The sequence below is a fragment of the Photorhabdus kleinii genome (genome assembly GCF_025384885.1).
In the GTDB taxonomy this organism is placed as follows: domain Bacteria; phylum Pseudomonadota; class Gammaproteobacteria; order Enterobacterales; family Enterobacteriaceae; genus Photorhabdus; species Photorhabdus kayaii.
This window is the reverse complement of the sequence record NZ_JAJAFY010000025.1, coordinates 1-14,046: the sequence shown is the minus strand read 5'-3', so window position 1 is coordinate 14,046 and position 14,046 is coordinate 1. Positions and strand designations below refer to the sequence as shown.

8 protein-coding genes are annotated in these 14,046 nt (G+C 34.9%); all 8 read right to left on the bottom strand.

The features are described 5' to 3' along the window. Positions 1-86: 86 nt before the first annotated feature. The 8 genes from LG003_RS12940 to LG003_RS12905 all read right to left on the bottom strand — a co-directional run bounded on the left by LG003_RS12940 (position 87) and on the right by LG003_RS12905 (position 13,672). On the bottom strand, positions 87-1,682 hold the full coding sequence (locus tag LG003_RS12940) for a serine hydrolase domain-containing protein (protein WP_262980905.1): 1,596 nt from the start codon (positions 1,680-1,682) through the stop codon (positions 87-89). A 307-nt stretch (positions 1,683-1,989) separates the two neighbouring features. Beyond that, entirely contained in the window at positions 1,990-3,585 is a 1,596-nt protein-coding gene (locus LG003_RS12935) for a serine hydrolase domain-containing protein (protein WP_112878465.1), read from the bottom strand. Positions 3,586-3,886: 301 nt separating this feature from the next. Further along, entirely contained in the window at positions 3,887-5,479 is a 1,593-nt protein-coding gene (locus LG003_RS12930) for a serine hydrolase domain-containing protein (RefSeq protein ID WP_112878466.1), read from the bottom strand. 370 nt (positions 5,480-5,849) lie between these two features. Further along, positions 5,850-7,439, bottom strand: a complete 1,590-nt coding sequence (locus LG003_RS12925) for a serine hydrolase domain-containing protein (RefSeq protein WP_262980904.1) — start codon at positions 7,437-7,439, stop codon at positions 5,850-5,852. A 160-nt stretch (positions 7,440-7,599) separates the two neighbouring features. Continuing rightward, positions 7,600-9,192, bottom strand: a complete 1,593-nt coding sequence (locus LG003_RS12920) for a serine hydrolase domain-containing protein (RefSeq protein ID WP_262980903.1) — start codon at positions 9,190-9,192, stop codon at positions 7,600-7,602. 678 nt (positions 9,193-9,870) lie between these two features. Next, positions 9,871-10,971, bottom strand: coding sequence for an amidinotransferase (locus LG003_RS12915; RefSeq protein ID WP_112878469.1), 1,101 nt, complete (start codon positions 10,969-10,971; stop codon positions 9,871-9,873). A 653-nt stretch (positions 10,972-11,624) separates the two neighbouring features. Continuing rightward, complete coding sequence (locus LG003_RS12910; RefSeq protein ID WP_112878470.1) at positions 11,625-11,930, bottom strand: Cro/Cl family transcriptional regulator; 306 nt, start codon at positions 11,928-11,930, stop codon at positions 11,625-11,627. Between the two features lie 803 nt (positions 11,931-12,733). Further along, complete coding sequence (locus LG003_RS12905) at positions 12,734-13,672, bottom strand: alpha/beta hydrolase family protein (protein ID WP_112878471.1); 939 nt, start codon at positions 13,670-13,672, stop codon at positions 12,734-12,736. Positions 13,673-14,046: the final 374 nt, after the last annotated feature.

The window sequence follows — 14,046 nt, the reverse complement described above, 5'->3', positions numbered from 1 at the left end:
GTCACATCGTTACCTATGCTCCCGGGGATTCGCTCCCTTGCCGTCTCGATGCATCTTGAAATCAATAGGGTATATCACTTTATAAATTAAACTGCGACAAATTCTATCTTCCAACAACGTGAATTACTGATATAGAGATGAGATTTATTGGCATCAGTATCTAATTCAAAATCAATAATCAGTTCAGTACTGGGAGAGAAATAACTATTCCCGTAAATCCGCCGCAAGACTTCCTTTTTACCAATATAAATTACCCCATCAATATAAATCCCATCGCCAGAAGCGGAAACAGTAATCGTTGCTTCTGTTTCATGACTATAATATCGCCCTGCAAATCGCTGAATATCGATACCTCTGTCATCAACCCTCTTTTTAAGATAAAAAACATTGCCATTTTCATTAATCTGTTCCAATGCAATAACACTGTCATTTTCAATAACAGGTCTGAACCGGATTTTCCCATCCTCCTCTTGGAATGTTCCATCAGAGTTAAAGATAATCGGATTACCTTTCTCGAATAAATTACCTAATAAATAACAATCTTCTTTGGTAATAATATAAGGATAAGGTTTTATTCCTTTGAAAATACCCGTAATATCGATACCACTAGTCCGACAAGGCTGTTTTTCCAGTTTAGTACCATTGGGATTAAACAATACATCAAAACACTGTCGAACAAACTTAGAGACATTAGTATTCATTGCAGAAGTAACAGTAATACCTAATTTAGCATCAGGCAAAATACAAACTTCTGATCTGAAGCCGCCATAACCACCATCATGTCGTATTATCTTTTGCCCTTCACGTTGATTGATCGCAAAACCGTAAGCATAATCGTTACGATTGCCATTAGTTAAATCTGGCGTACGAGACAATTGAGGCAATAGATCCTGAACAATCGATGGTGAATAAAACGCTCTCATCCAAAGACACAAATCATTCACTGTAGAATACAGCCCCGAACCTCCTACCACCGCATCGTTGAGATCTTCTCTTATCCATCGGTTCGAGTCCTCGTTATAGGAATACCCCACTGCCCGGTCAAAAATAATCTCGGTAACATCATCATAGAAAAAGGTATCTTTCATCTTTAATGGGGCGAAAACATTTTCTTCTGCATATTCTCTCAGCGATTGACCTGAAACCACTCTGACTATTTCCGCCAGTAAATTATAGCCCGTGTTGCTATAAAGATAATATTCTCCAGGCGTAAAATTAAGCGCTTGTTGCCGTTGCGTCAGTTTTCTCACCAAATCAATATGACGGTGGTCAAAGGCTGAATTTTTACCTGCCAGGCTATAAAGTAAAAATTGATCACGTAATCCACTGGTATGGTGAATAAGATGCTCAATGGTAATATCAGAGAATTCTGCGGGAAAATAATCCAAATATTGTCCAACCTTATCCTTAACGCAAAGCTTTCCTTCTTTCTCCAACAAGGCTATGCAAAAAGCAGTAAATTGCTTTGAAACACTCGCCAAATAGAATTTAGTATTAGGTTTTACAGCAACAGTATATTCAATGTTAGCCTTTCCGATATAGCGCTGATAAATGGTTTTATTGCCGTGGGTAACAGCAACAGCAAATGCTCCACCCTTTTTTTTATTTTCAATATTAACCAATTCGTCTATTTTCTTGAGAAAAGAGTTAATGTTATCTGTAGATATCTTCGATTCCATCATGAACTTCCTTATTTAAGGTTATAAAACAGAACATATATATTCAACCTAATAGCAATACATATGTGGGCAGTACTGTAAGACGTAAACAGGAAACATCCAAGTAATAATGACTATCATTTAATGTATGAATGGCAATATAAAGTAACTACGGAAGCTGATGTTTTCAAAAAACAGACAGAACATAAATATAATAGTTCTGCCTGGAACAAAATGCATCTAATAGGAAATATCTTTAGGCCATCAATAGCATTAATTTCATTCTGCTATAATAATGCCGTTCTTCTATTCTGACTTATCACTTTATAAATTAAACTGCAATAAATTCTACTCTCCAACAACCCCAGTCATTGATATAAAGGTGAGGCTTATTCATATCAGAGTCCAATTCAAAATCGATAACAAATTCAGTACTCGGGGAGAAATAACTATTACCGTAAACCCGCCGTAAAACCTCTTTGTTCTCAGGATAAGTAACCCCATCAATATAAATTTCATCTCCAGAAGCGGAAATAGTCACCGTTGCTTCTATTTCATGACTATAATAATTCCATAACAATTTCTGAATATCGATAATATCGTCATCAGTCATCTTGTTAAAATAAAAAACATTGCCATTTTCATCAATCTGTTCCAATGCGATAACACTATTATTTTCAATGATAGGTCTGAATCGGGTTTTACTTCCCTGCTGTTGGAATGAGCCATCAGAGTTAAAAGTAATCGGTTCGCCTTTTCCGAATAAATTACCCAATAAATAGCAATCCTCTTTGGTGATAATATAAGGATAAGGCGTTGCCCCTCGGAAAATTCCTGTGATATCGATATCACAGGTTAGACAATGTGGTTTTTCCGGTTCAATTATATTCGTGTTAAACAACACATCAAGACACTGTTCAATCCATTGAATGACATTAATATTCGTTGCAGAGGTAATAGCGATACCTAATTTAGCGTCAGGCAAAATACAAACATCAGATTTGAAACCAGCATAGGAACCATCATGCTGTATTATTTTTTGCCCTTCGCGTTGACTGATAATCAAACCGTAAGCATAATTATTGTGATTGCCATTGGTTAAATCTGGTGTACGAGATAATTGAGGCAACAGTTCCTGAACAATGGATGGTGAATAAAATGCTCTGATCCAACGACACAAGTCATTCACCGTAGAATAAGCCCCTGTGCCACCTACCACCGAACCATTGAGATCATATCTTGCCCACCGGTTCGGTTCCTTGTTATAAGTGTAACCCATCGCCCGATCAAAAATAATCTCTGTGACATCATCATAGAAAGAAGTATCTTTCATCTTTAACGGAGCGAAAATATTTTCTTCTGCATATTCTCTCAATGATTTACCTGAAACCACACTGACGATTTCCGCCAGCAAATGATAGCCCGTGTTGCTATAAGTATAATATTCGCCAGGCGTAAAATTAAGCGCTCGTTGCCGCTGCGTCAGTTTTCTTATCAAATCAATATCATGGTAATCAAAACGCGAGTTTTTACCTGCCAAGCGATAAAGTAAAGATTCATCACGTAATCCACTGGTATGATGAATAAGATGTTCAATAGTAATATCATAAAATTCTATCGGGAAATAATCCAAATATTGCCCAACTTTATCTTTGACGCTGAGCTTTCCTTCTTTCTCCAATAAGGCAATGCAAAAAGCTGCGAATTGTTTTGAAACACTCGCCAAATAGAACTTAGTATTAGGTTTTGCAGCCACAGCATGTTCAATGCTGGCTTTCCCGATATGACGCTGATAAATGATTTTATTGCCGAGGATAACCGCAACGGCGAGAGCGCCCCCCTTCTTTTTATTTTCAATATTAACCAGTTCGTCTATTTTCTCGGTAAATAACTTAATCTTATCTGTAGATATAGTAGATTTCATCATGAAACTCCTTATTTAAGGTTACAAAATAAAATATATACGGCCTGATATCAATACATATACAAACAGTACTGTAAGACGTAAATAAGAAATATCCAAGTGATAATGGTTATCATTTAATATGTGAATGGCAATATAAAGTAATTATCGGAGCTGATGTTTAAAAAAACAGACAGAACATAAACATAATATTTCTGCCTGGAACAAAGTGCATCTAATAGAAAATATCTCTAGCTCCTCAATAGTATTAACTCTATTCTGCTATAACCATATCGCTCCTAATTCTAATTTATCACTTTATAAATTAAACTGTGACGAATTCTATCTTCCAACAACGTGAATTACTGATATAGAGATGTGGTTTATTGCTATTAGGATCTAATTCAAAATCAATAATCAGTTCAGTACTGGGAGAGAAATAACTATTCCCGTAAATCCGCCGCAAGACTTCCTTTTTACCAATATAAACTACCCCATCAATATAAATCCCATCGCCAGAAGCGGAAACAGTAATCGTTGCTTCTGTTTCATGACTATAATATCGCCCTGCCAATCGCTGAATATCGATACCTCCGTCATCAACCCTCTTTTCAAGATAAAAAACATTGCCATTTTCATTAATCTGTTCCAGTGCAGTAACACTGTCATTTTCAATGATGGGTCTGAACCGGATTTTGCCTCCTTGCTCTTGGAATGTACCGTCAGAGTTAAAAATAATCGGGTTACCTTTTTCGAATAAATTACCTAACAAATAAGTCTCCTCCTTGGTAATAATATAAGGATAAGGCTCTTTCCCTCGGAAAATACCGGTGATATCGATATCACTGGTTAGGCAATACGGTTCTTCTGGCTTAATATCGGTGTCAAACAAGATATCAATATTCTGTTCCACCCATTTAGAAACATCAACACCTATTGCAGCGGTAATCGCGATACCTAATTTAGCATCCGGTAAAATACAAACATGAGATTTGAAGCCAGCATAAGAACCACCATGTTGTATTATCGTTTGCCCTTCGCGTTGACTGATAATCAAACCGTAAGCATAATTATTGCGATTGCCATTGGTTAAATCTGGTGTACGGGATAATTGAGGCAACAGATCCTGAACAATCGATGGTGAATAAAATGCTCTCATCCAACGACACAAATCATTCACGGTGGAGTGACCCCCACCACCACCCACAGCAGAATTATTGATATCGTCTCTTACCCACTGGTGCAGCTTATTATTATAAGCATAACCTATAGCCCGATCAGGAATAATCTCGGTTATATCATCATAGAAAAAGGTATCTTCCATCTTTAATGGAATGAAAATATTTTCTTCCGCATATTTCCTCAACGATTTACCTGAAATTACGCTGACTATTTCCGCCAGTAAACTATAGCCCGTGTTGCTATAGAGATAATACTCCCCAGATGTGAAATTAAGTGCCTGTTGCCGTTGGACCAGTTTTCTCACCAAATCAATATGACGGTGATCAAAGTCTGAATTTTTACCTGCCAAGTGATAAAGTAAAAATTTATCCCGTAACCCGCTGGTATGGTGAATAAGATGTTCAATGGTAATGTCAGAAAATTCTGCGGGGAAATAATCCAAATATTGTCCGACTTTATCCTTGACCCTGATCTTTCCTTCTTTCTCCAATAAGGCTATGCAAAAAGCCGTGAATTGTTTTGAAACACTCGCTAAATAGAATTTAGTATTAGGTTTTACAGCTACAGCATGTTCAATGCTAGCTTTCCCAATATGACGCTGATAAATGGTTTTATCGCCGTGGGTAACCGCAACGGCAAGAGCCCCTCCCTTTTTTTTATTTTCAATATTAACCAGTTCATCTATTTTATTGATAAATAATTTAATATTATCTGTAGATATTGTTAGTTCCACCATTAATTTCCTAATATTTAAAGTTATACAAGTAGGGCACATATATACAATCTGGTGATACAACATATGCGGGCAGAACTATAAGGCATAAACAAGAAACATCCAAGTGATAATGATTATCATTTAATGTATGAATGACAATATAAAGTAACTGTGGGTGAAAATCAAAATTAGCTAATTTTTACAAATAGTTATTTGATTTCATAAATCATTTTCGATCTAATGTTTACAAAAAATAGGCAGAACACAAATATAACCGTTCTACCTAGGATAAAGTGCATCTAATATAAAATATCTCCAGACTATCACAATAGTATCAATCCTATCCTACTAACGAAATACTGTCCTAAATTTGTATTTACTAACCTGTCAATTAAACCGAAACAAATTCCAAATTCAAGCAGCGCGAATTACTGACATAGAGACGACATTTATTTGAATCTGGATCAAACTCAAAATCAACAATAAGATTAGTTCCTGGGGATAAATAACTATTCCCATAAATATGCCGCAAAACCTCTTTTTTTACCGGATGGATAATCGCATCAATATAAACATTTTCATCAGCCGATATAATATTAATTACCGCCTCTGTTTCGTAACTATAATAACACCCTGACAATAGTTTAATATCGATACTCTCTTCATTATTCATTTTTTTAAAATAAAAAACATTACCATTTTCATCAATCCGTTCCAGTGCGATAACATTGTCATTTTCAATGATAGATCTGAACCGGGTTCTACCTCCTTGCTCTTGGAATGTACCGTCAGGATTAAAAGTAATCGGGTTACCTTTTTCGAATAAATTACCTAAAAAGTAAACATCTTCTTTGGTAATAACATAAGGATAAGACTCTATCCCTCGGAAAATACCGGTGATATCAATATTATCGGTTAGGTAATGCGGCTTTTCTGGCCCAACATCGGTATTAAGCAATATATCAATATACTGATCCACCCATTTAGCAACATTAACACCTATTGCAGCGGTTATCACAATACCTAATTTAGCATCTGGTAAAATACAAATATTATTTCTGAAGCCAGCATAAGCACCACTGTGTTGTATTATCGTTTGCCCTTCGCGTTGACTGATAATCAAACCGTAAGCATAATTGTTACGATTTCCATTGGTCAAATCTGGCGTACGGAATAATTGAGGCAATAGATCCTGAACAATAGATGGCGAATAAAACGCTCTCATCCAACGGCACAAATCATTCACGGTGGAATGAACCCCTGCACTACCCACCACAGAATTGTTAATATCGCTTCTTATCCACCGTTGCGAATTCTCATTATAAGTGTAACCCATCGCCCTGTCAGGGATAATCTCGGTTATATCATCGCAGATAAAGGTATCTTTCATCTTTAATGGGGCGAAAACATTTTCTTCTACATATTTTTTCAACGGCTGACCTGAAACTACGCTGATGATTTCCCCCAGCAAATAATAGCCCGTGTTGTTATAAAGATAATATTCCCCAGTGGGAACATTCAATGCCTGTTGTCGTTGAATCAGTTTCCTTACTAAATCAGCATGGCAGTAGTCAAGATCTGAATTTTTACCTGCCAGACCATAAAGTAAAAACATATCCCGTAACCCACTGGTATGATGAATAAGATTTTCAATGGCAATATCAGAGAAATGCACGGGTAAATAATCCAAATATTGTTTGATTTTATCCTTGACGTTGAGCTTTCCTTCTTTCTCCAGCAAAGCTATACAAAAAGCCGTGAATTGTTTTGAAACACTCGCTAAATAGAATTTAGTATTAGGTTTTATAGCCACAGCATGTTCAATGCTCGCTTTCCCGATATGACGCTGATAAATGGTTTTATTACCGTGGGTAACCGCAACGGCGAGAGCGCCACCCTTTTTTTTATCCTCAATATTAACTAATTCATCTATTTTTTTGATAAATAATTTAATATTATCTGTGGATATTGTCAGTTTCATGATTAATCTCCTAATATTTATAAAAAACAGACAGAACATAAATATAATAGTTCTGCCTGGAACAAAGTGTATCTAATGGAAAATATCTTTAGGCCCTCATAATATTAATTCTATCCTACTCACGAAATGCTGTTATAAACTTATATTTACTAACCTGTGATTAAATTTCAACGAATTCCACATTCAAGCAACGTGAATTACCGATATAAAGACGAGATTTATTCGTGTCAGGATCAAATTCAAAATCAACAACAAACTCAGTACTGGGAGAGAAATAACTATTCCCATAAATACGTCGCAAAACCTCTTTTTTTACCGGATGGATAATCCCATCAATATAAATATCATCACCAGACACTATAATATTAATTACCGCCTCTGTTTCGTGACTATAATATCGCCCTGACAATAACTGAATATCAACACTACTTTCATTGTTCATCTTTTTCAAATAAAAAATGTTACCAATTTCATCAATATGTTCCAGCGCGATAACTCTGTCATTTTCAATGACAGGTCTGAACTGGATTTTACTTCCTTGTTCTTGGAATGTACCGTCAGAGTTAAAAATAATCGGGTTACCTTTTGTAAATAAATTACCTAAAAAATAAAAATCTTCTTTAGTAATAATATAAGGGTAAGGCTCTATCCCTCGGAAAATACCGGTGATATCAATATCACTGGTTAAGCAATGTGGTTTTTCTGGCTCAGCATCGGTATTAAACAATATATCAATATACTTATCCGTCCATTTACCAACATCAACATCGGTTGCAGCAGTCATCGCGATACCTAATTTAGCATCTGGTAAAATACAAATATTAGCCCTGAAGCCAGCATAGGTACCACTGTGTTGTATTATCCTTTGCCCTGCACGTTGGTCGATAATCAAACCGTAAGCATAGTTGTTACGATTGCCATTGGTTAAATCTGGTGTACGGGATAATTGAGGCAGCAAATCCTGAACAATAGATGGTGAATAAAACGCTTTAGCCCAACGACATAAATCATTCACGGTGGAGTGAACCGCTGCACTACCCGTCACAGAATTATTGATATCGCTTCTTATCCACTGTTGCGAATTCTCATTATAAGTGTAACCCATCGCCCGATTAGAGATAATCTCGGTTATATCATCACAGATAATGGTATCTTTCATCTCTAATGGAGCGAAAATATTTTCTTCTGAATATTTTTTTAACGACCTACCTGAAACCACTCTGATGATTTCCCCCAGCAAATAATAGCCCGTGTTGCTATAAATATTATATTCCCCAATGGGAGCATTTAGTGTCTGTTGTCGTTGGATCAGTTTTTTCACTAAATCAGCATTGCAGTAGTCAAAACTTGAGTTTTTACCTGCCAGACTATAAAGTAAAAATACATCCCGTAACCCGCTGGTGTGATGAATAAGATGCTCAATGGTAATATCAGAGAAATGCTCGGGTAAATAATCCAAATATTGCCTGACTTTATCTTTGACATTGAGCTTTTCTTCTTTCTCCAGCAAGGCTATGCAAAAAGCCGTGAATTGTTTTGAAGCACTCGCCAAATAGAATTTAGTATTAGGCTGTATAGCCACAGCATGTTCAATGCTCGCCTGCCCGATATGGCGCTGATAAATTATCTTATCATCGTGGATAATAGCAACTGCGAGAGCCCCACCTTTTTTTTCATTTTCAATATTAACCAGTTCATCTATTTTTTTGATAAATAAATTAATATTATCTTTAGATATCATCGATTTCATCATGAATTTCCTTATATAAGATTATAAAACAAGACATATATATGCAGTCTGATAGCAATAAATATGTTGTAAGTACTGTAAGACGGAAATAACCAACATCCAAGTAATAATGATTATCATTTAATATATAAAGAGAAACAGAAAGTAACTGCGGTTACTCATCAGAACAGATGAATTCGTACTAACAATGATTCACTACCAGCAATTATTTCAGAACTCATACTTAAATTCAGAATTAAACAGACTGTTACTATTCATAATCATAGCAATGATGGGGAGGAAAAGAAATACAAGCAAAACGCATGCACACTGTGATTAATCTTAACTGTGTGCATGCGGGTATTCATCTCTTACATTTATACCCGTCATCTTTCAAGTTGCCTCTTTGTTGGCTGCACTCACTTACCCCGGTCACATAGTTACCTATGCTCCCGGGGATTCGCTCCCTTGCCGTCGCGATGCATCTTGAAATCCATAGGGTATACATCCGTCATATATAAATGTAGAGGCATATTTAGCTATAGCCAAATATTGGGGAAGCTTTCAATATCACAATCACTTTTACAATAGTGAAATTATCCCAATACACAACTAGTGTAATAGTGGCTACCATATGCAAGATACTTAATGCAAACATTGCTGCATCCCAAAGGGAATATCTCCAGATAGCCATCATTATTCCTAGTCAAGATAAGACTGTAAAGTTCCGCGCCGTCTTACATCCACTGTTGCACAATGGAAGGAACCGCCGAACGTATTAAAATTCCTGAAATTACATGGAATAGGCGTAAAGCCCCAGCGTTTCATCGCAGCGATCATTGGTTCATCCTGCTTTTCAACAATCACTCGCTGTTCATCCAACATCAGAATATTCATGTTGATCCATTTACTGGTCGTATACAGAGGATGATCATCAGGAATAACTGGTTTCGGTGCATGTAATACATCCCAGTTCCTAAACAATTCAGGAATTTTTAATACTTTTTCTGGGTGAATTAACAGTTTTCCTGGCGCCATAGGAACAAAGGTGGCATCAATGTGCATAGGGCTATCATCGTTAAATTCAAAAACATGAATACGATATTCATCACCTATATGACGACGAAGCCATTCAATACCAAATTCGTTTGTAACATGGCTCTTTTGAGCAATGATGTCTCTCCCACATCGAATAAAATCCGCAGCATCAAAAGTCGGTTCAAACTCAGTTATAGCAAGGGGAACACGCTCCTTGCTATTAGGCTGATGCCATTCGAAATTATATTGTTCCTCGGTCAACTGTGGCTTTGGCCCGGCGCTCCATTTTGCACCTTTCTTAAAGTAATCTTTAAGTAAAGTCTTATATGCCGCTGTCTCAAAATAACGGGAACGCCATGCTAGCGGGCATTCAATAATATCATTTCCAATAACTAACAGCACATCGCGAGGCATTGCACAATAAAACCCTGTACTACTCCAGCCTGGTGCGCCAAATACCTGAGATTGGTCTTGCGGATCTGGACGACGTACTGTCACACCTTCACCTTCAAGAATATGGACAAACTCTTCTAACTCTCTAGATGCTGCATCAATTTGCTCTTGCGGGAATGACCGACCTGCATACCGATGAAAATTAGCAATCTGATTCGGTGGTAATATTGGCTCTATCGCCATATGCCAACCGGGAAATCTGGCGCCATCAACGACACCGACAATAACCTCCTCAAGTGGATCCCATTCATTAAAAGAACAAACTGGGGAAGTATTCTTACTATTACAATCTGTTACATTTGAATCAAGCATGTCGTCTCCTGATATTTTAATATTATGTCGCTTTAAAACTATAACAATTGTATTAATTGCGACCCTATTTTCATCAAAATAAACCTCTTAGAAAAAATTCAATTTCAATATATCATCATACATAATATTATGGATTTACATTTCTTTCTGTTTAAAAAGTCAAATTAACTATGATTTTTTTAGATCTGCCAAATCCAACAAAAAAATCATAACATTAGCTATTTAAAACAGTAAAAAACTATTAAAAAATTTATTTTTTCATCATAAAACTTTCAATTAAGGTAATAATATAAAAAACAACTTTATAGTTTCACTTTGATTTTATCACTCTAAAATAATAATATAAATTTGTCTTCGAGCAATAATATATGGACATTTAAATTTGTAAAGGAATTAAATTTAAGCATTGTAAAATAGAGTTAATGTGATTGTTTGCTTTATAATTATCACCGTTAAAACATTACCATAAATAAACCACAATTTATTTATAAAATATAGATTATTTAATTTCACAATAATTCATTCAAATAGGAACAGGAAGAACGTAAATATTCACGTTCTTCCTACGGTTAGGTGCATTTGATAATTGATTATATCGCTCAAACTAAATCCAATTATTCTACGCACTCACTTAGAAATTTAACAAATACTTCTTAAATTTCAACACCTACTATATATTTGATCTTAGTAAGATTACTTTTTGCGACTTTTACTTTTACATCTAATTTTTCATGAAGAACACGTAACAGAGAAAGATAGAGTAACACAATCTTGTCTTTATCTTTATCACCATCAACAAGTAATAGATGAAAATCATCAACTACGCCTAAAATATTTAGACTAACGATAACTGAGCTGGGTGACAGAATATCAATATTGACCTTCTCTACTTTACCCACTTTAAGCTCATCATCGACAATCAGCTCTTCATTTAATAAAATATCTTTCTTAATTATCATAGCATAAACTCCAAAATTTAATCTAATCAATTGATAAATAACTTATATCGCTCAAAAACACATACAATAAGCTATTTATCTTGCCCACACAAAACGGTAACCATTTTCACTAGAAAACAAGGTGTTTATCAGGAATTTATCCAGCATTTAGATAATATCTACAGCATTTTTGGTGCCATATTGATGCTTTATCTAATACATATAACTATAGATGCCATTAATGTATTGTCAATAAAATAAAAAAATAAATTTAATTAATTTAAAATCAATATTTTATTACCCAATAGAAAATAAAAAAGATATTACATCCTATAATGAGCAGGATATTTCAGTAATTTTTTCAATCGAATATAATGACAGAGATAAATAATAATGAGAAATAAACAGCTATTTCTCTCTACTCTACAAAAGCTAAAGTCGAGAACATCATTTCATAAACAACAAATAATTCATAACGTTTTAATACTATATTTTATAGAAATAACGAGCGGTATATTAATCAAGTGATGATTTATAGTAAATATTATAATTACATCCCATTCACCCATTATAATAACAAGAATATAAAATAAATCTCAAGCAATTATATTATTAAATTTATTACAAATCACTAATCATCAATTTGTTATTTATATATATTTTATTAACAAATGAGATATGGAATTAACAACAATCACTACGAAAAAATAATATCCAAAAAACGTGGTGTCAATTTTGACTATACCACGTTTTATTTCCAAATTTAATATCACTTCCCAATATGAAAAAATCGATGAATTAATACTATTTTAGATAACAGACGGTTATCCATAATCCCTAGATAACCAATTCTTTATATCTTCAACTATAGGAGTAATTTGCAAAACACCTTCACTATTCCTAAATCCATGACTGAGACCTGGGTATTGATAAAAGGTAATATTATCTTTCTTTAATTGTTCTTCCATTTTTATCGCTGAGCCAGGGCTGACGGAATTATCATTTAGTGTTTGAATAATCAAGATAGGTCTTTTAGTTTGACTTAACACTTTATATTGATCAATACCAAGTGAGATTCTCCACCAATTAGCACCGTGATTACTCATCTCTATATGACCCATATTATTCCCGGTAGCTATTTTTTGCTGAAAATCCCTAAATCCTTTAATTGCTTCATCGATATGCTCTGGTGGCACCTCACTCCTCATACTATGAATAACATCATCAGCGAAATACCGACCTCCACCATTCAGTGACACTGTTTTATCAATATAATTGACTTGTGATGTCATTAAATTAGCAACCACAGCTCCTTCACTTCCACCTAAAATAACGATCTTCTTATATTTATTCTGATGTTTCAGATAATCAATGATCTGAATATAATCCTTAACTCGCTGCTCTGGTGTATCCAACCGAATATAAGCCTTAGGACAATCTAAACGCTCAACAACATCAGACCAAGGGAGTGATGCATTAATGCCATATTTTTCCACAGTCAGAACATCACTATCGGGATAAATATCACTGAATGTGTTATTCACAAACTTATTATTAGCGATACTATTACAATCAGAACCCTGTATCAGCACCAATAGATTCTTACCACCTCTTTGCTTAAGATAGTAAGTTATTTCACTACCATCATGACGGAAAAACTGTTTATGCGTATTTGTATTTGAGTAAGCGAAACCTATACAACACGAAAAAAGTAAAACAGATGTCAGAATTTTCTGTTGTAAATTAAAACAATATGCTTTCATTAATCTCTCCTTTAATTAACATATACAAAGACCACAAATTGACGATATTGTTCCCGTCAAAAAAACTTTTAAAATTTGAAAGCAAGGTTCAGAGTTTTTTATCCAAAGTGCTAACTATAATCACTAAACAACCATATATTTGGAGAGAAGAAATGAAAACGACTTTATCCATAAAACTCTATTAGCCGCGCATTTCTGGCGACAAGAATCAAGTGCAGGGTATTGATGTTGTTGTTAGTTTTCATTTATTTAGCTGGTATGGTGTATTGTTGCTATTATTTAGTAAACCCGGCAAATATCACCGGGTATTATGATGCGTTTTTTAACATCAAGACATCATGATGGTTTTCGGAATGATGAAGGGTTCCTCTGAA

Excerpts from the sequence above, each read along its gene's own strand:
- LG003_RS12940 (WP_262980905.1), bottom strand. The coding sequence starts at position 1,682 with ATGATGGAATCGAAGATATCTACAGATAACATTAACTCTTTTCTCAAG.
- LG003_RS12935 (WP_112878465.1), bottom strand. The coding sequence starts at position 3,585 with ATGATGAAATCTACTATATCTACAGATAAGATTAAGTTATTTACCGAG.
- LG003_RS12930 (WP_112878466.1), bottom strand. The coding sequence starts at position 5,479 with ATGGTGGAACTAACAATATCTACAGATAATATTAAATTATTTATCAAT.
- LG003_RS12925 (WP_262980904.1), bottom strand. The coding sequence starts at position 7,439 with ATGAAACTGACAATATCCACAGATAATATTAAATTATTTATCAAAAAA.
- LG003_RS12920 (WP_262980903.1), bottom strand. The coding sequence starts at position 9,192 with ATGATGAAATCGATGATATCTAAAGATAATATTAATTTATTTATCAAA.
- LG003_RS12915 (WP_112878469.1), bottom strand. The coding sequence starts at position 10,971 with ATGCTTGATTCAAATGTAACAGATTGTAATAGTAAGAATACTTCCCCA.
- LG003_RS12910 (WP_112878470.1), bottom strand. The coding sequence starts at position 11,930 with ATGATAATTAAGAAAGATATTTTATTAAATGAAGAGCTGATTGTCGAT.
- LG003_RS12905 (WP_112878471.1), bottom strand. The coding sequence starts at position 13,672 with ATGAAAGCATATTGTTTTAATTTACAACAGAAAATTCTGACATCTGTT.